Source organism: Streptomyces sp. NPDC050508 (genome assembly GCF_040655155.1).
Taxonomy (GTDB): Bacteria; Actinomycetota; Actinomycetes; order Streptomycetales; family Streptomycetaceae; genus Streptomyces.
In genome coordinates, this window is the sequence record NZ_JBFAJJ010000015.1 from 123,351 (window position 1) to 143,158 (window position 19,808).

The 19,808-nt window shown below is 69.2% G+C and carries 17 protein-coding genes, 1 tRNA gene and 1 pseudogene; 9 read left to right on the top strand and 10 right to left on the bottom strand.

Annotated features, from left to right (window positions below):
- Positions 1 to 163: 163 nt before the first annotated feature.
- A complete protein-coding gene (locus AB0I69_RS35420) occupies positions 164 to 1,555 on the bottom strand; it encodes a cystathionine beta-synthase (protein ID WP_363099824.1) in 1,392 nt (463 codons plus the stop codon).
- 148 nt (positions 1,556 to 1,703) lie between these two features.
- Here AB0I69_RS35420 and AB0I69_RS35425 point away from each other — a divergent pair, with 148 nt between their 5' ends.
- The 3 genes from AB0I69_RS35425 (at position 1,704) to AB0I69_RS35435 (ending at position 5,227) form a co-directional block, all read left to right on the top strand.
- Positions 1,704 to 2,774, top strand: coding sequence for an SGNH/GDSL hydrolase family protein (locus tag AB0I69_RS35425; protein WP_363099825.1), 1,071 nt, complete (start codon positions 1,704 to 1,706; stop codon positions 2,772 to 2,774).
- Positions 2,775 to 2,943: 169 nt separating this feature from the next.
- Positions 2,944 to 4,164 carry an acetyl-CoA C-acetyltransferase gene (locus AB0I69_RS35430; RefSeq protein WP_363099826.1) on the top strand — a complete coding sequence of 407 codons (1,221 nt, stop codon included), beginning with the start codon at positions 2,944 to 2,946 and terminating at the stop codon, positions 4,162 to 4,164.
- 283 nt (positions 4,165 to 4,447) lie between these two features.
- Positions 4,448 to 5,227 carry a hypothetical protein gene (locus tag AB0I69_RS35435; RefSeq protein WP_363099931.1) on the top strand — a complete coding sequence of 260 codons (780 nt, stop codon included), beginning with the start codon at positions 4,448 to 4,450 and terminating at the stop codon, positions 5,225 to 5,227.
- Between the two features lie 256 nt (positions 5,228 to 5,483).
- On the opposite strand, the gene AB0I69_RS35440 is transcribed toward AB0I69_RS35435, so the two are convergent.
- Positions 5,484 to 5,795 carry a hypothetical protein gene (locus AB0I69_RS35440; RefSeq protein ID WP_363099827.1) on the bottom strand — a complete coding sequence of 104 codons (312 nt, stop codon included), beginning with the start codon at positions 5,793 to 5,795 and terminating at the stop codon, positions 5,484 to 5,486.
- A 102-nt stretch (positions 5,796 to 5,897) separates the two neighbouring features.
- On the opposite strand from AB0I69_RS35440, the gene AB0I69_RS35445 reads away from it, so the two are divergent.
- Positions 5,898 to 6,128, top strand: a complete 231-nt coding sequence (locus tag AB0I69_RS35445) for a DUF4287 domain-containing protein (protein WP_026151524.1) — start codon at positions 5,898 to 5,900, stop codon at positions 6,126 to 6,128.
- A gap of 95 nt (positions 6,129 to 6,223) precedes the next feature.
- On the opposite strand, the gene AB0I69_RS35450 is transcribed toward AB0I69_RS35445, so the two are convergent.
- From AB0I69_RS35450 to AB0I69_RS35460, 3 genes are all read right to left on the bottom strand, one after another.
- Positions 6,224 to 7,111: a Bax inhibitor-1/YccA family protein gene (locus tag AB0I69_RS35450; protein WP_363099828.1), complete on the bottom strand. Its 888-nt coding sequence runs from the start codon at positions 7,109 to 7,111 to the stop codon at positions 6,224 to 6,226.
- A 171-nt stretch (positions 7,112 to 7,282) separates the two neighbouring features.
- Positions 7,283 to 8,464, bottom strand: a complete 1,182-nt coding sequence (locus tag AB0I69_RS35455; protein WP_363099829.1) for a 4-hydroxybenzoate 3-monooxygenase — start codon at positions 8,462 to 8,464, stop codon at positions 7,283 to 7,285.
- Positions 8,465 to 8,682: 218 nt separating this feature from the next.
- A tRNA-Leu gene (locus AB0I69_RS35460) sits at positions 8,683 to 8,766 on the bottom strand.
- Positions 8,767 to 9,157: 391 nt separating this feature from the next.
- Between AB0I69_RS35460 and AB0I69_RS35465 the strand changes: the two genes are divergently transcribed.
- Both AB0I69_RS35465 and AB0I69_RS35470 read left to right on the top strand, forming a co-directional pair.
- Entirely contained in the window at positions 9,158 to 9,928 is a 771-nt protein-coding gene (locus tag AB0I69_RS35465) for an ABC transporter ATP-binding protein (RefSeq protein ID WP_363099830.1), read from the top strand.
- 60 nt (positions 9,929 to 9,988) lie between these two features.
- Positions 9,989 to 12,517, top strand: a complete 2,529-nt coding sequence (locus AB0I69_RS35470; protein WP_363099831.1) for an FtsX-like permease family protein — start codon at positions 9,989 to 9,991, stop codon at positions 12,515 to 12,517.
- 61 nt (positions 12,518 to 12,578) lie between these two features.
- On the opposite strand, the gene AB0I69_RS35475 is transcribed toward AB0I69_RS35470, so the two are convergent.
- Both AB0I69_RS35475 and AB0I69_RS35480 read right to left on the bottom strand, forming a co-directional pair.
- Positions 12,579 to 13,871, bottom strand: coding sequence for a class I SAM-dependent methyltransferase (locus AB0I69_RS35475; RefSeq protein ID WP_363099832.1), 1,293 nt, complete (start codon positions 13,869 to 13,871; stop codon positions 12,579 to 12,581).
- A gap of 209 nt (positions 13,872 to 14,080) precedes the next feature.
- Positions 14,081 to 15,466 (bottom strand): NAD(P)/FAD-dependent oxidoreductase, encoded by a 1,386-nt coding sequence (locus AB0I69_RS35480; RefSeq protein ID WP_327403499.1) that lies wholly within the window; start codon positions 15,464 to 15,466, stop codon positions 14,081 to 14,083.
- Positions 15,467 to 16,008: 542 nt separating this feature from the next.
- On the opposite strand from AB0I69_RS35480, the gene AB0I69_RS35485 reads away from it, so the two are divergent.
- The 3 genes from AB0I69_RS35485 to AB0I69_RS35495 all read left to right on the top strand — a co-directional run bounded on the left by AB0I69_RS35485 (position 16,009) and on the right by AB0I69_RS35495 (position 17,617).
- A complete protein-coding gene (locus tag AB0I69_RS35485; protein WP_363099833.1) occupies positions 16,009 to 17,010 on the top strand; it encodes a zinc-binding dehydrogenase in 1,002 nt (333 codons plus the stop codon).
- A gap of 68 nt (positions 17,011 to 17,078) precedes the next feature.
- Complete coding sequence (locus tag AB0I69_RS35490) at positions 17,079 to 17,351, top strand: type II toxin-antitoxin system Phd/YefM family antitoxin (RefSeq protein ID WP_363099834.1); 273 nt, start codon at positions 17,079 to 17,081, stop codon at positions 17,349 to 17,351.
- On the top strand, positions 17,348 to 17,617 hold the full coding sequence (locus AB0I69_RS35495) for a type II toxin-antitoxin system RelE/ParE family toxin (RefSeq protein WP_363099835.1): 270 nt from the start codon (positions 17,348 to 17,350) through the stop codon (positions 17,615 to 17,617). Before AB0I69_RS35490 ends, AB0I69_RS35495 begins: the two co-directional genes overlap by 4 nt.
- A 38-nt stretch (positions 17,618 to 17,655) precedes the next feature.
- Here AB0I69_RS35495 and AB0I69_RS35500 read toward each other — a convergent pair whose 3' ends face one another.
- The 3 genes and pseudogenes from AB0I69_RS35500 to AB0I69_RS35510 form a co-directional block, all read right to left on the bottom strand.
- Positions 17,656 to 18,618, bottom strand: a complete 963-nt coding sequence (locus tag AB0I69_RS35500; protein ID WP_363099932.1) for a Ppx/GppA phosphatase family protein — start codon at positions 18,616 to 18,618, stop codon at positions 17,656 to 17,658.
- 150 nt (positions 18,619 to 18,768) lie between these two features.
- Positions 18,769 to 19,218 (bottom strand): annotated as a pseudogene (locus AB0I69_RS35505) (DUF501 domain-containing protein); the annotation flags it as partial.
- A gap of 41 nt (positions 19,219 to 19,259) precedes the next feature.
- Positions 19,260 to 19,736, bottom strand: a complete 477-nt coding sequence (locus AB0I69_RS35510; protein ID WP_019064035.1) for a septum formation initiator family protein — start codon at positions 19,734 to 19,736, stop codon at positions 19,260 to 19,262.
- Positions 19,737 to 19,808: the final 72 nt, after the last annotated feature.

Sequence of the window (19,808 nt, forward strand, 5' to 3'; positions counted from 1 at the left end):
GGCGGGGAGCCGCTCCCGCCCTGCCGACATCCACTAATCTGCCGTACCCGTGTTAAGCGGGTGCTGCGTGGACGTGACGCGCTCGTACCACTTCCACGAAGTCCACCGTTTCGATGGGCAACCGCAAAGTCGCCGCCGGCACGGCCCGTTCACCGGACGTTTCCTACTGCTTCCCGCCCTTGGCGAGGAAGGACAGCAGGTCCTGCCGGCTGATCACACCGGTCGGCTTGCCCTCGACCAGGACGATCGCCGCGTCGGCGGCACCCAGCACGGTCATCAGGTCGCCCACCGGCTCGCCGGAGCCGACCTGCGGCAGCGGGGCCGACATGTGCTTCTCCAGCGGGTCGGAGAGGGAGGCACGCTGGGTGAACAGGGCGTCCAGCAGCTCCCGTTCGACGACCGAGCCCACGACCTCCGCCGCCATGACGTCGGGGTGACCGGCACCGGGCTTCACGATCGGCATCTGCGAGACGCCGTACTCGCGCAGCACCTCGATGGCCTCGCCGACCGACTCTTCCGGGTGCATGTGCACGAGGGACGGGATGGCGCCGTGCACCTTGTCGTTGAGGACGTCGGCGACGCGGGCGCTGGGACCCTCGTCCTCCAGGAAGCCATAGTCGGCCATCCACTCGTCGTTGAAGATCTTGGAGAGGTACCCGCGCCCGCTGTCGGGCAGCAGGACGACCACGACGTCGTCCGGCCCGAGCCGCTCGGCGACCCGCAGAGCAGCCACGACAGCCATGCCACAGGAGCCACCCACCAGCAGCCCCTCCTCCTTGGCGAGCCGGCGGGTCATCTGGAAGGAGTCCTTGTCGGACACGGCGACGATCTCGTCCGCGACGGTCCGGTCGTAGGCGGTCGGCCAGAAGTCCTCACCGACGCCCTCGACGAGGTACGGCCGCCCGGAGCCGCCGGAGTAGACGGAGCCCTCGGGGTCGGCGCCGATGACCTGGACGGCACCGTCGCTGGCGTCCTTGAGGTAGCGGCCCGTGCCGGAGATGGTCCCTCCCGTCCCCACACCCGCCACGAAGTGGGTGATCTTCCCCTCGGTCTGCTGCCACAGCTCGGGGCCGGTCGAGTGGTAGTGGGAGAGCGGGTTGTTGGGGTTGGAGTACTGGTCGGGCTTCCAGGCGCCCGGCGTCTCACGGACCAGCCGGTCGGAGACGTTGTAGTACGAGTCCGGGTGCTCGGGGTCCACGGCGGTCGGGCACACGACCACCTCGGCGCCGTACGCGCGCAGCACGTTGATCTTGTCGGTGGACACCTTGTCGGGGCACACGAAGATGCAGTGGTACCCCTTCTGCTGGGCGACGATGGCCAGGCCGACGCCGGTGTTGCCGCTGGTCGGCTCGACGATGGTGCCGCCGGGCTGGAGTTCCCCGCTCTTCTCGGCCGCCTCGATCATGCGCAGCGCGATGCGGTCCTTCACGGATCCGCCGGGGTTGAAGTACTCCACCTTGGCCAGGACGGTCGCCTGGATGCCCGCGGTCACGCTGTTGAGCCTCAGCAGCGGGGTGTTGCCGACGAGGCTGATCATCGAGTCGTGGAATTGCACCGTTGTCTCCGGTTGCTGCAAAAGAAGTGGTCGTTATGGGTCATGCCAGCCTAAGGCCCGGAAATGACGTTCACCGCCTGTTGAGATTGGGCGACGGGCTGTTCGGGGCAAGGAGTGGATGACAGCTCAGAGGAGGTGGCGGCGGCGTATGACGAAGATGTCGAGGGCGCGGGTGGCCCGACGGATCGCGGCCGGTGCGGCGTACGGCGGTGGCGGGGTCGGACTGGTGGGCGCGGCGGCCGTCGGCCTGGTGCTGGCCGAGGTCCGCTTCGTGAAACGGCATGTGGGCAACGGCCATGCGCCGGGCGGCAACCATGTGCCGAGCGCCGACGGCCGGTACGGCAATTCCTACGACACCCCGGGTGAACCGCCCCTCCGCCTGACCATGCTCGGCGACTCCACGGCGGCCGGGCAGGGCGTGCACCGCGCGGCGCAGACACCGGGTGCGCTCCTGGCGTCCGGCCTCGCGGCGGTCGCGGAACGCCCGGTGGAGCTGCACAACGTGGCCCTCCCGGGCGCCCAGTCCGACGACCTGGACCGCCAGGTGGCGCTGGCCCTCGCGGACACAACCCGGGTGCCCGACGTCTGCGTGATCATGATCGGCGCGAACGACGTCACCCACCGCATGCACCCGACCAGATCGGTCCGCCACCTTTCAGCCACGGTACGACGGCTGCGTACGGCCGGCGCCGAGGTGGTCGTCGGTACCTGTCCCGACCTGGGGACGGTGGAGCAGGTCCAGCAGCCGCTGCGCTGGCTGGCCCGCCGGGCCTCCCGACAGCTGGCGGCGGCCCAGACGATCGGCACGGTCGAGCAGGGGGGCCGCACGGTGTCGCTGGGCGACCTACTGGGCCCCGAGTTCGCGGCGAACCCGCGGGAGCTCTTCGGCCCGGACAACTTCCACCCCTCGGCGGAGGGCTACGCGACGGCCGCGATGGCGGTCCTGCCGACCGTCTGCGCGGCCCTGGGCCTCTGGCCGGCCGAAGAGGACCGCCCGGACGCGTCCCGCCGCGAGGGCTTCCTGCCGGTGGCACGAGCGGCGGCGGAGGCGGCTTCGGAACCGGGGACGGAGGTCACGGCGGCGATGCCGACCGGGCCACGGGGTCCGTGGGCGTTGCTGAAGCGGCGGAAGAGGAGGCGGGTGCAGGAGGCGTCGCCGGTTCACTCGTCCGTTTCGTCGGCTTCTCGACCCACCGAGTCGGGTGGTCGGTGGGCATAGGTCCGGGGGTCCAGGGGGCGGAGCCCCCTGGGACGGCCACCGAGCCAAGCAAGCGCTTAGACAATTGCGGTCAGGGTCACACCGCCCATGCCGTGACCGAGGCCATACGTACGGGTAACTTCCCAAGGAGCCCTGCACATCACACCGTACGAACGCCAATGGAGCCGTGATGCCCGAAGCCGTCATCGTCTCGACCGCCCGCTCCCCCATCGGCCGCGCCTTCAAGGGCTCCCTCAAGGACCTGCGCCCCGACGACCTCACCGCCACGATCATCCAGGCCGCCCTCGCCAAGGTCCCCGAGCTGGACCCGAAGCTCATCGAGGACCTGATGCTCGGCTGCGGCCTCCCCGGCGGTGAGCAGGGCTACAACCTGGGCCGGATCGTCGCCGTGGAGATGGGCATGGACCACCTGCCGGGCTGCACGATCACCCGTTACTGTTCCTCGTCCCTCCAGACCAGCCGCATGGCCCTGCACGCCATCAAGGCCGGCGAGGGCGACGTCTTCATCTCGGCCGGTGTCGAGATGGTCTCCCGGTTCGTGAAGGGCAACTCCGACAGCCTCCCGGACACGCGCAACCCCCTCTTCGCCGAGGCCGAGGCCCGCACCGCCGAGGTCGCCGCGAGCGAGGGCGCGAGCTGGCACGACCCGCGCGAGGACGGCCTGGTCCCCGACCCGTACATCGCGATGGGCCAGACCGCGGAGAACCTCGCCCGGATCAAGGGCGTCACCCGCCAGGACATGGACGAGTTCGGTGTCCGCTCGCAGAACCTCGCCGAGGAAGCCATCAAGAACGGCTTCTGGGAGCGCGAGATCACCCCGGTCACGCTGCCCGACGGCACGGTCGTGTCGAAGGACGACGGCCCGCGCGCCGGCGTCACCCTGGAGGCCGTCTCCGGCCTCAAGCCGGTCTTCCGCCCCGACGGCCTGGTCACGGCCGGCAACTGCTGCCCGCTGAACGACGGCGCCGCCGCGGTCGTCATCATGAGCGACACCAAGGCCCGCGAGCTGGGTCTGACCCCGCTGGCCCGGATCGTGTCGACCGGCGTCTCCGGTCTCTCCCCCGAGATCATGGGCCTCGGCCCGGTGGAGGCGTCGCAGCAGGCCCTGCGCCGCGCGGGGCTCACCATCGACGACATCGACCTGGTCGAGATCAACGAGGCGTTCGCCGCCCAGGTGATCCCGTCCTACCGCGACCTGAACATCCCGCTGGAGAAGCTGAACGTGAACGGCGGCGCCATCGCCGTCGGCCACCCCTTCGGCATGACCGGCGCCCGCATCACGGGCACGCTGATCAACTCCCTCCAGTTCCACGACAAGCAGTTCGGTCTGGAGACGATGTGCGTCGGCGGCGGCCAGGGCATGGCGATGGTCATCGAGCGCCTCAGCTGACCAACTCCCCGTAATCGCGCGGGAACTTTGCGTCACCTCTTGGCCCGGAACCCAGTAACCACCTGGGTTCTGGGCCGATTTGTGATCCAATCTCCCCCAGGATGTGACCTATCTCCCTTCGAAGAGGGATTTCCCCAGGTCAGGACCGTTTCACCACCAAACATCGGGCCCAAAGTCCTGCCCGTTTCGTGACGTTACGCACTGACAGCTGGTTAGTCCGCCCTTCAAGCTGATGTAGGAAGTCGGGGGTCGACTTTGAACCGGGAGTACGTCAGTGAGCGCCATGCCGATCGCTTTGCTGCTCACCACGGCCGCCACAGGCGCCGTGGGCGTCGCCGTCCTGCGCACCCTCTTGGTGCTCCGTCGACAGGTGGCGGACCTGCACACCGAACTGGCCGAGGGCCGGGCCGCCGCCGTGCGCGCGCTCGTGCCCGCCGCCCGCAGCCACACCGACGCGGATGAGATACGCGCCGCCGTGGCCGAGGCGCTGGCCGAGGAGCGGGAGCGGGAGCTGGCCGAGGCGCGGGCCTTCTGGGCCGCGCAGGAAGCCCGCGACACCGAGGTGCCGACTCTGCTGGGTCTGCCGGACAGCGAGCTGTTCCTGCCCCGCCAGAGCGACTTCGTGGGCCTCGAACCGCTGGAGCCGGTCACCGAGCTGTCCGCGGACGCCGACGAGTTCGCCGGCGAGTCCCCCGAACTGGCCGCGGCCCGCCGCCGCCACCCGTCCCACCCGGACTTCGTCCCGGCCCAGTCACCGGTGGCGAACGACCACGAACGCACGGTGGCAACGCTGGAGGAGCTGGCCGAGTCCGCGGTCGAACTGGCCGACGTCCGCCCCGGCCCCCTCGGCACCCTCGACGTCTACGTCTTCGTCGACGGCACCACCCTCTGCATGACCCCGGGCCACCGCGAAACCGCGGAACGCCTGGCGGCGGCCCTCCGAGCGGGCGAAACCCCGTTCCTCTTGGGCGGCTCCGGAATCTCGGGCGCCTACACGCTCACGTTCGCGTGCGGCGAGGAGAACGTCTACATCCTGGCGGACAGGGTCATAGCGTCACTTTGATTTTCAGGGGTGCGCCGGTTCGTTGTCGGGTGCGGGCGAGTGGGGGCTGGTCGCGCAGTTCCCCGCGCCCCTAAAAACGTACGCTCGCCGTGTGTTTTAGGGGCCCAGCGAGTCGCGCGCCTAAAAACGCAGGCCAGCCGTGTTCTTTTAGCGGCGCGGGGAGTCGCGCGCCTAAAAACGCAGGCCAGCCGTGTTCTTTTAGGGGCGCGGGGAACTGCGCGACCAGCCACGGCGCACCCGCAGCCGCCGACGCGCCTCAGACCCCCGCCCTCTTCTGCGCCTCCGCGACCAACCCCACCGCCTGCTCGACCTCGGCGTCATTCACCAGCACAACCGCCAAGTCATGCACAGCAACGGTGATTTGATCCGCCGCGGCGAACATCCCCGCATCCGGCATCTCCCGAGGCACCCCCGAGGGATCCTCAACCCGCTGCGCCCACAGGGCAAACTCCCTGGCCAACCCCAAAGCCTCAGCGGCAGCGCCCCGCTGCAAACGGCTCTGCGGCGCAGCCCGAAGCCGGTCCGCGAAGTGATCCACCGCTTGAGTCAACCGCGTCGTATCCACCACGCCGCGAGACTACGCGCCGTACCGGGACTGTTGCCAACGGGCGAACGCTCAGGCACGGTGACTTGAAGGACCGGCTTACACCCCATGCGTCCGGAGGCGCCGATGTCCCAAGTGTTCTCCCAGGAGACCCATCGCAACATGCTCGCCCGCATCCCCCATTGCACCGGTCGTGAAGTATCCGACTGGCTGCGCACCGTCGACGAAGGCCCCGCCCTCTTCCGCTTCGAGGAGAAGGTCAGCTGGCTCCGCGCCGAGCACGACCTCGCGTACGGCCACGCCAAGGCGATCATTCACGAGTACGACCTGAGGAGGGCCGCGCGCAAACTGCTCTAGGCGCGCACCACAGACCGACCCATCACGGACACGGACATGACGAAGGGCCCCGGGAACGAACCCGGGGCCCTTTCGCGCGGACCGCTTGCTGTTGGCTAGTTGTTGCTGTTGAGGATCGAGATGAGTCGCAGGAACTCCATGTAGATCCACACCAGCGTCAGTGTGAGCCCGAAGGCGGCGAGCCAGGCCTCTTCCTTGGGCGCACCGTAGGCGATGCCGTCCTCGACCTGCTTGAAGTCGAGGGCGAGGAAGCACGCGCCGAGGATGATGCCGACGACGCCGAAGAAGATGCCGAGCGGGCCGCTGCGGAAGCCGAGGCCGTCACCGCCGCCGAACACGGCGAACAGCAGGTTCACGACCATCAGCAGCACGAAGCCGAGCGCGGCGGCCATCACGAAGCCGTAGAACCGGCGGTTCACGCGGATCCAGCCCGCGCGGTACGCGATGAGCACGCCGGCGAAGACCGCCATCGTGCCGATCACGGCCTGCATGGCCGCGCCGCTCGCGATGCGGTTGTCGACGACGCTGGAGACGACGCCGAGGAAGACGCCTTCCAGGGCGGCGTACGACAGGATCAGCGCCGGGACGGGCTTGCGCTTGAAGGACTGGACGAACGCCAGGACCATCGCGACCAGCGCGGCGCCGATACCGATGCCGTACGAACGGCCGATGTTGGCGTCGTCGACCGGGAGCAGCGCCCAGGCGATTGCGGCCGTCACGATCAGCGTGCCGAGGGTGGTGCCGGTGCGCAGGACGACGTCGTCCATGGTCATCCGGCCGGTGGTGGCCGGGGCCTGGGGCGGTGCGCCCTGCTGCAGGTCCTGCTGGGCGTACGGGTTCTGCGCGTAGGGGTTGCCCCCCGCGTACGGGTTGCCCTGCGTACCTACGGCGGGGCCCCCGGCCTGCGGCGCGGTGTTGAAGCCCGCGTAGCCGTTGTCACGGCTGAAGCCCCGTCGCGAGAAGACCGGGTTTCTGCTCCTCATTTCACTCCTCCATGGCCGCCTCGCGCGGCCTTGGGCTCAAGAGTAATAGGTAGGCAAAGGATTGACCCTACCTCTTGGGGAGGATCTTCCCCTCGTCCTGCCACGGTACGCGGTGGAGCGCATGCCCTGCGCACACTGGTACCAAGCCGTGACGCCCCTCTTAGAAGGCCCTTATCCCTGCTCCTCCAGGGGGAACCCGGTGTACGCCTCCGCGAGATCCGTCTCGGCCGCCCGCGACGACGCGATCCGCTCCAGCCGGGCCAGTTGGAGCCGCCCCTCGAAGGGCGTCGCGTCGGGCGCGCGGTGCAGGAGGCTCGTCATGTCGTAGGAGAACCGCTCGGCCTGCCACACCCGCCGCAGACAGGTGTCGGAGTACGCGTCGAGCCGGTCGTCACTGCCCGTCTCCTTCTTGTACGCAAGTGCCCTCGCGAAGGTGACGACGTCCCCGACGGCGAGGTTGAGCCCCTTCGCTCCGGTCGGCGGCACGATGTGCGCGGCGTCGCCGGCGAGGAAGAGCCGCCCGTGCCGCATGGGCTCGTGGACGTAGGAGCGCATGGGGGTGACGGACTTCTGGGTGATGGGGCCGCGGTTGAGCACCCAGTCGTCGGTCTCGAACCGGCGCTCCAGTTCGTCCCAGATGTCGGCGTCGCTCCACGCCTCCGCGTCCGCGCCTTCCTCCACCTGGAGGTAGAGGCGGGAGACGGACGAGGAGCGCATGGAGAGGAGGGCGAAGCCGCGGTCGTGGCGGGCGTAGACGAGTTCGTCGTGGGAGGGGGCGACGTCGGCGAGGATGCCGAGCCAGGCGTAGGGGTACGACCGTTCGAATACGCGGGTGAGTTCGGCGGGGATCGCGTTGCGGGCGACGCCCCAGAAGCCGTCGCAGCCGACGACGTAGTCGCAGTCCAGGACCTCCTCGTGGCCCTGATGCCGGAAGCGGATGCGCGGGTGGTCGGTGTCCGCGCCCTCCACCGCCGACGCCTCGGCCTCGAACAGCAACGGCCCGCCCTTCTCGATCTGAAGGGCGATCAGGTCCTTGCAGACCTCGGTCTGGGCGTACACCGTGACGCTACGACCGCCGGTGAGCGCCGGAAAGTCCACCCGGTGCCGCTTCCGGTCGAACCGCAGCTCGATCCCGTCGTGCCGCAGCCCCTCCCGGTCCATGCGCCCGCCCGCCCCGGCCGCCCGCAGCACGTCGACGGTGCCCTGCTCCAGGATCCCGGCGCGCTGCCGGTGCTCGACGTAGGTACGGTCGCGGCTCTCCAGGACGACCGAGTCGATACCGGCGTTGTGCAGCAGCCGGGCGAGGAGGAGTCCGGCGGGGCCGGCTCCGATGATGCCGACGGTGGTGCGCATCGGGCGTTCCCTTCGAGCGTGTGCTGTTCGTTGCTTGATGTTCCGCGCTTGCGTTCGCCTGGTGAACTTTTCTTCACGTTCTGGTGAGTCTTAAGCCTCCAACCAGACGGGTCACCTGTCAACGGTCGCGGACTCCGAGAAATCGACACCACATACGGGGAAATCGAGTACGCCTGCAACACACCGTTCCCGCGGGTCACGCACAGTGACCGCGGTAGTGCCCGGAGCCGGACTTGAACCGGCACGCCCGCGAAGGGGCAGCGAGGTTTAAGCTCGCCGTGTCTGCATTCCACCATCCGGGCAGGCCGTGGGCTCCGCATCGAGGTTCCGAGCCTATCGGGGCGCGTCTGCCCAACAGCGGGCGGGCGGACCGATGTTGTCTTATTTTATTGATGTCTGAGGGTTCATCAGACCATGGAAAGAGCCATCAGCACTTGCCAATAGCCTTGCGTGCGGTCTGGGGGCGCGTGTGCGGAATGACGGAATTTCACCGCCCGAACGAGGGTGCTCCACCGGTTCTTGACGTGAGCGGGCCTCAGGGGCGGTCCTCATCCCCAGGTATGACACCGCCGAGCGCAGTCCGACTGGAGGCTGTACCCGGAACCGGAACAGCGGCTGACTACACGGCGCGAGGGAGCCGAGAGGATGGGACACGTCCTCAGCAGTACCGTCGTCCCGACAGGAGCGCCCTCCGTGACCACCACCCCCATCGCCGACCGGACCACCTCCGTGGCCGCGCGTGCCACGGATCTTTCCAAGATCTACGGACAGGGCGAGACCCAGGTGGTCGCTCTCGACCGGGTCTCGATCGCCTTCCGGCAGGCCGAGTTCACGGCGATCATGGGCCCCTCCGGGTCCGGCAAGTCCACGCTGATGCACTGCGTGGCCGGCCTGGACACGTTCTCGTCCGGTTCCGTGCGCATCGGTGACACCGAGCTGGGCTCCCTGAAGGACAAGCAGCTCACCAGGTTGCGCCGGGACAAGATCGGTTTCATCTTCCAGGCGTTCAACCTGCTGCCGACGCTGACGGCCCTGGAGAACATCACGCTCCCGATGGACATCGCGGGCCGCAAGCCGGACAAGCAGTGGCTGGACTCGGTGATCACGATGATCGGCCTCGCCGACCGGCTGAAGCACCGGCCCTCCCAGCTCTCCGGCGGTCAGCAGCAACGCGTCGCTGTGGCAAGGGCGTTGGCCTCCCGCCCCGACATCATCTTCGGCGACGAGCCGACCGGAAACCTCGACTCGCGCTCCGGCGCCGAGGTGCTGGGCTTTCTCCGCAACTCCGTACGGGAGTTGGGGCAGACGGTGGTCATGGTGACCCACGACCCGGTGGCGGCGGCGTACGCGGACCGGGTGGTGTTCCTCGCGGACGGCCGCATCGTCGACGAGGTCTACGAGCCGACGGCGGACTCGGTGCTCGACCGCATGAAGCGCTTCGACGCCAAGGGCCGCACCAGCTGAGCCCGAGCCCGAGTCTCCTGACGCTCCCTCACCTCTCGTACACCTGGACTGAGTAGACCCATGTTCCGTACCGCCTTGCGCAACGTACTCGCGCACAAGGCCCGGCTCCTCATGACCGTGCTCGCCGTGATGCTCGGCGTCGCGTTCGTGTCGGGGACCCTGGTCTTCACCAACACCATCTCGAACGCCTTCCAGAACAGCTCGGCCAAGGGCTTCGACCAGGTCGACGTCGCCGTCCAGGCCAAGTCCCAGGAGGACAAGGGCGACACGGTCGGCAAGACGCCCGAGCTGACCCAGGCCATGCTCGACACCAGCGCGAAGGTGCCGGGCGCCGCGTCCGCGACCGGTGTCGTGAACGGCTTCACCGCCATAGCCGACAAGAAGGGCAAGCTCATCGGCGGCGGCTTCCAGTCGGAGGGCGGCAACTACTGGGGGGACAAGGACGCCCGCTATCCCCTCAAGTCCGGTGCGGCGCCGCATGGTTCGGGTGAGGTCGCGATCGACTCCGAGACCGCGAAGCGCGCCGGTTACAAGGTCGGCGACACCGTGCGCATCTCGGTCGACGGCCCGGTGCTGACCCCGAGGATCACCGGCATCTTCACCACCGACGACGGCAATGTCGCCGCCGGCGGCAGCCTCGCGCTCTTCGACACGGCGACCGCGCAGAAGCTGTTCGGCAAGGCGGGGACGTACGACGAGATCGACGTGAAGGCCGCGGCCGGGACGAGTCAGGCCGCCCTCAAGTCCGCCCTGGACAGCGCGCTTCCCAAGGGGCAGACGGAGACCACCACCGCCAAGCAGCTCGCCGACGACCAGGCCGAGACGATCGCCTCCTCGATGAGCGGGCTGAAGTCGGGGCTGTTGGTCTTCGCGGGCATCGCGCTCTTCGTCGGCACGTTCATCATCGCCAACACCTTCACCATGCTGGTCGCCCAACGCACCAAGGAACTGGCCCTGTTGCGCGCGGTCGGCGCCTCGCGCCGGCAGGTCACGCGGTCGGTGCTGCTTGAGGCGTTCGTGGTCGGCGCGGTCGCCGCGGTGGCCGGGCTGGTCGCCGGTATCGGCATCGGCGCCGGGCTGCGCGCCCTGATGGGCACGATCGGCGCGACCGTCCCGGACGGCCCGCTGATCATCACGTCGGGCACGGTGCTCAGCGCCCTCGCGGTCGGCATCCTCATCACCATGCTCGCCGCCTGGCTGCCCGGCCGCCGGGCCGCGAAGATCCCGCCGGTCGCCGCGATGAGCAGCCTGTACGCGGCTGCCACCACCAAGTCGCTGGTGCTGCGCAACACGCTGGGCGCGCTGTTCTCCGGCGCGGGCGTCGCCGTCGTCATCGCGGCCACGTCGATGAGCGGTTCGGACGGTCAGGCGCCCATGGGGATCGGCGCCGTACTCCTCATCATCGGCGTGTTCATCCTGACCCCGCTGCTGTCCCGCCCGCTGATCGCGGCGGCGGCTCCGGTGCTGCGGATCTTCGGGATCTCCGGCAAGCTGGCCCGCCAGAACTCGGTGCGCAACCCGCGCCGTACGGCCGCCACCGCCTCCGCGCTGATGATCGGCCTCACCCTCATCACCGGCATGACGGTGATGGCGGGCAGCCTCCAGCAGGCGATCGACAAGATGGCCTCGTCCGCGATCAGCGCCGACTACATCGTCTCGATGGCGAACGGCAACCAGCTCTCCCCGGACGTCGACAAGACGCTCACCACCACCTCCGGCGTCACCGCCAGCAGCCCGCTGCGCAACGCCGCTTCGCGCATCGACGGCCAGTCCGAGTTCCTGACGGGCGTCAACGGCTCCGCCATCGGCAAGCTCACCGACCTCAAGGTCGACAGCGGCACCTTCAAGGTCGTCGGCACACAGGTGGTCGTGGACGACGACACCGCCAAGTCCCATGGCTGGAAGGCCGGTTCGACCTTCACCACGCACTACGAGGACGGCAAGGCGCAGCAGCTCACCGTCTCCGCGGTCTACGAGGGCAACGCGCTGATCCGCGGCATCATGCTCGACAACGCGACGCTCTCCCCGCACCAGACCGACCCGGCCGACATGCAGATCCTCGTCAAGACCGCTGACGGGGCGTCGAGTTCGACGAAGGACAAGCTGGAGAAGGCCCTCGGCTCCAACCCGGCGGTCAAGGTCCAGGACAAGAAGGACCTCTCGAACAGCATCGCGCAGGTCTTCACCCTGATCCTCAACATGGTCTACGGCCTGCTCGCCATGGCGGTGATCGTCGCGGTCCTCGGTGTCATCAACACCCTTGCCATGTCGGTCTTCGAGCGCTCGCAGGAGATCGGGATGCTGCGCGCGATCGGCCTGGACCGCAAGGGCATCAAGCGGATGGTCCGCCTGGAGTCCCTGGTGATCTCGCTCTTCGGCGGGGTGCTCGGCATCGGTCTGGGCGTGTTCTTCGGCTGGGCGGCCGGTGAGCTGATCGGCTCGAAGATGGCGACCTACGCACTGGTCATCCCCTGGGCCCGGATGGCGCTCTTCCTGCTCCTGGCGGGCACGGTCGGCGTCCTGGCGGCGCTGTGGCCGGCCCGGCGCGCGGCGAAGCTGAACATGCTGTCGGCCATCAAGTCCGAGTAGCGGTAAGCGAGTTGGGGCCCCGTTCCGATCCGGAACGGGGCCCCTTTTCCTGTCTCCGCGCTCAGTTCCAGGTACGGGCGCGCAACGGCACCCCGGAATCACCGGAGTCCGGGGTGCGGACGGCCAGTACCTGGTTGACGCCGATGCGGTTGCGCTCGAAGGCGAGCGCGGAGGCCGCCATGTACAGGCGCCAGACGCGGGCCCGGCCGGCCCCGGCGAGCTTGGCCGCGCGGGCCCACTCGGCCTCCAGGTTGGCGACCCAGCGGCGCAGGGTGAGCGCGTAGTGCTCGCGGATCACCTCGACGTCGCGCACCTCAAGGCCGGCGCGCTCCAGTTGGGTCACCGTGGTACCGATCGGGGCGAGTTCACCGTCGGGGAAGACATAGGAGTCGATGAACTCGTCGATGTGGTACGAGGATTCGTCGCGGTGCGGGCGGCGGGCGATCTGGTGGTTCAGGAGCCGCCCGCCGGGCTTGAGCAGCGAGTGGAGGACCCCCGCGTACTCCAAGTACCGCTCGGCGCCCACGTGTTCGGCCATACCGACGGAGGAGATGGCGTCGTAGGGCCCGTCGGCGACGTCCCGGTAGTCCTGCACCCGGATCTCCACCTTGTCGGTGAGTCCCTCGCCCGCGACACGCTTACGGGCGTAGGCCGCCTGTTCCTGCGAGAGGGTCACGCCGACCACGCTCACGCCGTACTCGCGGGCCGCGTGGATCGCCATCGAACCCCAGCCGCAGCCGACGTCGAGGAGTCGTTGGCCCGGCTTCAACTCCAGCTTGCGGCAGATGAGTTCGAGCTTGTCGCGCTGGGCGTCCTCCAACGTGCCGTCCGGGGACTCCCAGTAGGCGCACGAGTAGACCATCGAGGGGCCGAGGACGATCTCGTAGAAGTCGTTGCCGACGTCGTAGTGGTGGCTGATGGCGCGTTTGTCGGTGCGTTTGGTGTGGAGGTGGGCGCGGCTGCGGCGGACCTCCTCCGGGGGCGGGGCGGGCGGCAGCGGGAGCCCGCCGAGCTTGACCAGTCCGCGTACGGCGGACCGCACCTCGGGGTCGCGCAGGGCCTGGGCGAGGGTGCGGCCGTCGTCGCCGCGCTCCCACACCAGCTCGGACATCGCGTCGAGGGCCGCGTACAGGTCGCCCTCGATGCCCAGGTCGCCCGAGACCCAGGCGCGTGCCATGCCCAGTTCGCCGGGCTTCCACAGGAGTCGGCGCAGGGCACGGCGATTGCGTACGACCAAGGTCGGCGCATCGGGCGGTCCTGCCTCGGAACCGTCCCAGGCGCGGATGCGCACCCGGACAGGGGTTCCCAGTAGCTGTTCGAAGAGGGATTTGAGCCGCAGCGCGGCATCAGCCATGGCGCACACCTCCGTGACGCGGATCCCGGAATTGTCCAACACTACGTAAACACCGGCCAGGCCCGATCGCAGTCCTGCTTGAGCGTTACGAGTAGGCAAAACAGGTGTAGCAGCCATGTAGACGGGGCGTGTCGGGGAACGCCGAAGGGGCCGCCCGCACCACGGATGGCGGGCGGCCCCTTCGGGCGTACTTCAGAGGCGACCGGGGGTCAGGAGGCCTTGGCCTTCTCCTCGGTCTTCGCAGCGGCGGCCGGAGCGGGCGCCGGCTTGGCGGCCTCGTAGAACTCCTCGCGGGGGTTCTCCATGGCGCCGAGCGAGACGACCTCGCGCTTGAGGAACATCGCGAGCGTCCAGTCGGCGAAGACGCGGATCTTGCGGTTCCAGGTCGGCATGGCCAGACCGTGGTAGCCGCGGTGCATGTACCAGGCGAGACGGCCCTTGACCTTGATCTTCACCTTGCCCATGACGATCATCGCGACGCCCTTGTGGAGGCCGAGACCCGCCACCGCACCCTTGTTGGCGTGCGAGTACTCCTTCTGCGGGAAGCCCCGCATACCGGAGATCACGTTGTCGCCGAGGACCTTCGCCTGGCGCAGCGCGTGCTGGGCGTTCGGCGGGCACCAGGCGTTCTCGACGCCGGCCTTGCGGCTGGCGATGTCGGGCACCTGGGCGTTGTCGCCGGCGGCCCAGACGTAGTCGGTGCCGGTGACCTGGAGGGTCGGCTGCGCGTCGACGTGACCGCGCGGGCCCAGCGGGAGGCCGAAGCGGGAGAGAACGGGGTTCGGCTTGACGCCGGCCGTCCACACGATCGTGTTGGAGTCGACCTCAAGGCCGTTCTTCAGCACGACGTGGCCGTCGACGCAGGAGTCCATGGAGGTCGAGAGGTAGATCTCGATCCCGCGGCTCTCCAGGTGCTCCTTGCCGTACTGGCCGAGCTTGGGGCCGACCTCGGGAAGGATCTTGTCGGCGGCGTCGACGAGGACGAAGCGCATGTCCTCGCGGGAGACGTTGGTGTAGTACTTGGCCGCGTCCCGGGCCATGTCCTCGACCTCACCGATGGTCTCCGCGCCGGCGAAACCGCCGCCGATGAAGACGAAGGTGAGCGCCTTGCGGCGGATCTCCTCGTCGGTGGTGGAGTCGGCCTTGTCGAGCTGCTCAAGGACGTGGTTGCGCAGGCCGATGGACTCCTCGATGCCCTTCATACCGATGCCCTGTTCGGCGAGGCCGGGGATCGGGAAGGTGCGGGAGACCGCGCCCATCGCGATGACGAGGTAGTCGAAAGGCAGCTCGTACGCCTCGCCCACGAGGGGGGCGATCGTGGCGACCTTGCGGTCCTGGTCGATGGTGGTGACCCGGCCGGTGAGGACCTCCGCCTTCGGCAGCACGCGTCGCAACGGGACGACGACGTGCCGAGGGGAGATGCTGCCGGCGGCGGCTTCGGGGAGGAAGGGCTGGTAGGTCATGTACGACCGGGGGTCGACGACCGTGACGGTCGCCTCGCCGTAGCGCATCTTCTTGAGAATGCGCCGAGCTGCGTACAGGCCTACGTACCCACCGCCTACTACGAGGATCCTGGGACGCTCCGTGGTGCTCATGCCATCGAGTATCCACCTGCCCCTGGGGGGTCGCTCGTGCGCCCCTTCACAAGCTTGCACGGGGGCTGTGTTATCCTCCGCGACTCGCATGATCCAGGTCACTCCGCGGGTGGCGGACCACGGTGCGGTTCGCCCCGTTGTCAAGGCCGCGTGAGCTGCCGCTCTACCCCTTCGGACCCCCTGGACCACACCTCCACGACACCCTCCCGAAACTCCCCCGAATCACTCCCGCACCACCCCGCGGAACACGCTCCCAGGCCTGCCGAGACCCCGGAAGGGCCAACCGGGGCAGTCTCGTCGCCCAACAGGACAGAATTCCTTGTGAAGAACTTCACGAACTTTCTTACGGACGCGTTCCGGAGGGGGTCTGCGAGCGCCCCTGCTTCCGCTCATACGTTATATGGGCTGCTCAGGAGTTTACTACCGGCCAGTAATAATTCAGGGTTCCGAGGGGCCGGCACAGTCGGGAATGAAGCCGCAGCGACCGCATGTTGAGCACCCCCGACCGGCTCTCCCCCTCCCTCCGGGAAGAAGGCACGCCTATGACGTCCTCGCCGACCACCATGCGCGCCGTCCAGCTCTCCGCCCCCGGCCCCGTCGAGAACCTGCGGCCGGCCACGCTTCCGCTGCCGCCCGAGCGGGACGGCTGGGTGCGTATCCGCGTCGAGGCGTTCGGGCTCAACCGGTCGGAGCTGAAACTCCGGCAGGGAGTGAGCGAGGGCGTCAGCTTCCCGCGGGTGCCGGGCATCGAGGCCGCCGGCACCGTCGACGCGGCCCCGGCCGGCAGCGGGCTGGTCCCCGGGCAGAAGGTCGTCGCGATGATGGGCGACATGGGCCGCACCTACGACGGCGGGTACGCCGAGTACACGTCGGTGCCGCTGTCCCAGGTGATCCCCGTCGACACGGACCTGCCCTGGGAGGTGCTGGGCGCCCTGCCGGAGATGGTGCAGACCGCCTACGGCTCGCTCACCGTCGGCCTGGACCTGCAGCCCGGCCAGACCGTGCTGATCCGCGGCGGCACCTCCTCGGTGGGCCTGGCGGCAGCGGCACTGGCGACCTGGCGCGGAGCGACGGTGCTGTCCACGACTCGCCGCCCCGATCGCCTGGCTCTGCTGAAGGAGCGGGGCATCGACCACCCTCTCCTCGACACCGGCGAAGTAGCGCCCGCCGTACGGGAGTTGTACCCGTCCGGCGTCGACGCCGCCCTCGACCTCGTCGGCACCCCGACCCTCCCCGACACCCTGCGCGCGGTACGCGTCCACGGCACGGCCTGCTTCGGCGGCAGCCTCTCCAACCAGTGGACGGTGCGGGACTTCTCCCCGAACGAGTACCTGCCGAGGGGAGTTCGCCTGGCGGGCTACTTCGGCGACGCGTCCGACCTGTCTCCGGCGGCGTTCCAGGAAATCCTCGACGCGGTCGCCGCCGGCCAACTCGCCTTCCCTGTCGACCGCGTGTACGACGGGCTGGAGCAAGTACCGCAGGCCCACGACGACATGGAGCACGACCGGGCCACGGGGAAGTTGGTGGTCCGGGTCCGGCACTAGGCCGTGTCCGGCTCGCTGCTTCCTGCCGCTCCCGGCCGCGTGTACACACATGCGCGTACACTGGCGTCATGACCGAGGAGACCGTGACCATACGGGAAGCCCGCGCCCATCTGGCGGACCGCATCAACCTGGCCGAGGAAGGCACCCCGACGGTAATCACCCGAAACGGCACTCCCGTGGCGGCCGTGGTACCGATCGCGGATTTCGAAGCCCTGGAAGAGGCGGCCGACGTCATGTTGGCCAGAGAGGCCGAAGCGGTCCTGGCCGAGGACGGCCCCACCGTGACCATGGCCGAGCTGCTGGCAGATCTGTTCACCGAGCGCGGTGAAGGCGCCGCGTGAAGTACGCGTTCCGGTTCACCGCGGCGGCGCAGCGGCAGCTGAGGGACATCGCTCGGCTCGACGCCATGCGCATTCTGACCGCGCTGACCGCGCTCGGCGACGACCCGTACCGTGAGGATGCCGACGTCAAGAAACTCACTGGCACATCGGGGCTCTACCGGCTCCGGGTCGGCAACTACCGGGTCGCCTACCAGGTGAACGACGGTGAGCTGGTCATCCTCGTCGTCAAGGTGGGCAACCGGCGCGACATCTACCGCAACCTGTGAGCCCCCGACTCCACCGGGGAACGCCACTTACCGCAGCATCACGACTTGAGTGCCGTACGGAACGCGATCCCGTCCAGAATGTCGTGCTCGCTCACCACGACCTCCGTCGCCCCGACCCGCTCCATGATCGAGAGCAGTACGAGGGCGCCCGCGCCGATGACGTCGACGCGGCCCGGGTGCATGGAGGGGATCGCGGCGCGTTCGGCGTGGGTGGAGCGGAGGAGGGACTCCGTGATCTCGCGGACGCGGTCGTAGGAGACGCGGGAGTGGTGGATGGCGTCCGTGTCGTACTCGGGGAGGTTCTGGGCGATCGCCGAGACCGTGGTGACCGAGCCGGCCAGGCCGACCAGGGTGCGGGCCTCGCGCAGCGGGACCGTCTTCTCGGCGAGGTCGAGGGCAGCCTCGATGTCGGCGCGCATCGCGGTGATCTGGTCCGGGGTCGGCGGGTCGGTGACCTTGCCGTCGCGGACCAGGTGACGCTCGGTCATGCGGACGCAGCCGATGTCCACGGAGCGGGCGGCGCGGACCTGGTCGTCGCCGACGACGAACTCCGTGGAGCCGCCGCCGATGTCCACTACCAGGTAGGGCTTGGCCAGGTCGTCTCGGCCCGTCAGTTCCTTGGTCGCGCCGGTGAAGGAGAGTTCCGCCTCCTCGTCGCCGGTGATCACCTCGGGCTCGACACCCAGGATGTCCACGACGCCACGGACGAAGTCGTCGCGGTTCGAGGCGTCACGGGAGGCCGAGGTGGCCACGAAACGGACCTTGTCGGCGCCCTTCTCCCGGATCACCTCCGCGTACTCACGGCAGGCCGCGAACGTCCGCTCCAGCGCTTCGGGGGCCAGCTCGCCGGTCTTGTCCACGCCCTGGCCGAGCCGCACGATCGTCATCCGCCGGTCCAGCTCCCGCAGTTCACCCGTGGCCGGGTTCACGTCCGCGACGAGCAGCCGGATGGAGTTCGTACCGCAGTCGACCGCCGCGACGCGGCTGAAGCCCTCCTCCAGCAGCGGGACGTAGGAGAAGTACGTGCTGCGGATCGCGGCGGGGTCGGCGTTCTCGGCGGGCAGTTCGTCGGCCGGGTCCGGGGCCGCGAGCGGCTGTACGCACGCGCCCTTCGCCCACCACTCCGGCAGCATCGCGATCGCCTCGTCGCCGAGCGGGTTGACGCCCGGGCCCGCGGCCAGGGAGTGGCCCACCAGGACGTGCAGGCACTTCACGCGGTCCGGCATGCCGCCCGCGCTCGGGAAGCCCTCCAGGACCTCGATGGCGTCGCGGCGTGCGAGGTAGTCCTCGTGGGCGGCGCGGTACGCGGCGGCGAGTTCGGGGTCGGTCCCCAGTCGCTCCGTCATCTCCTTCATGACGCCGTTCGCCTCCAGCGTGCCGATCGCCGAAGCGGCCTTCGGGCACGTCAGGTAGTACGTCGTCGGGAAGGGGGTGCCGTCGGGGAGACGGGGGGCCGTCTCCACCACGTCCGGCTGTCCGCACGGGCAGCGGTGGGCGATCGCGCGCAGGCCGCGCGGCGGACGCCCGAGCTGCTGCTTGAAGGCCTCGACATCGGCGTCGGTGGGCTCGGTGCGCGGAGTGGGCGGCGGGGGCGTTTCCATGCCTGTACGAGAGTCTCTCTGGAGTGTCTGTCAGTTCGGTGTCACTGGTCGGAGGCGTCGGACTTGTCCACGCCGTCCCAGACGTTCGAGTACCACGGGCGGTCGGCCGCCCCCAGTTCCGCGCGCGACTGCTTCGCCGCGTCCGGGTCGATCACGATGTAACCCGTCTCCCCGGGCATCACGTAGTGCAGCCGCTGCCGGATCTGCTGCTCCGCGTACGAGTCGTCCTGCCAGCGTGCCTTGAGGTCGCGCAGCTGCTCGACGCGCTGCCGCGCCTGCTCCTGCTGCCGTTGGAGATCGGAGATCTCGGCGCGCTGGGAGACGTACTGCCTTATCGGGTACGCCAGCGCCACGATCAGCGAGCACAGCACCAGGGCGAGGAGGGCCGCCCGGCCGGTGAGCCGGGAGCGGCGGGCCTGCCGTTTGGTCTGGGAGCGGTAGACACGGGCCGCCGTCTGCTCGCCGAGCAGCTTGAGCCTGGTCGCGGTGGAGAACCGGTCCCGGTCCTTCACGGCCATGTCCCGCCTCCCCTTCACACGCGCGTACGTCCCCGCACACGGTACGGGACCGGGTGCGGGGACGTACGTACG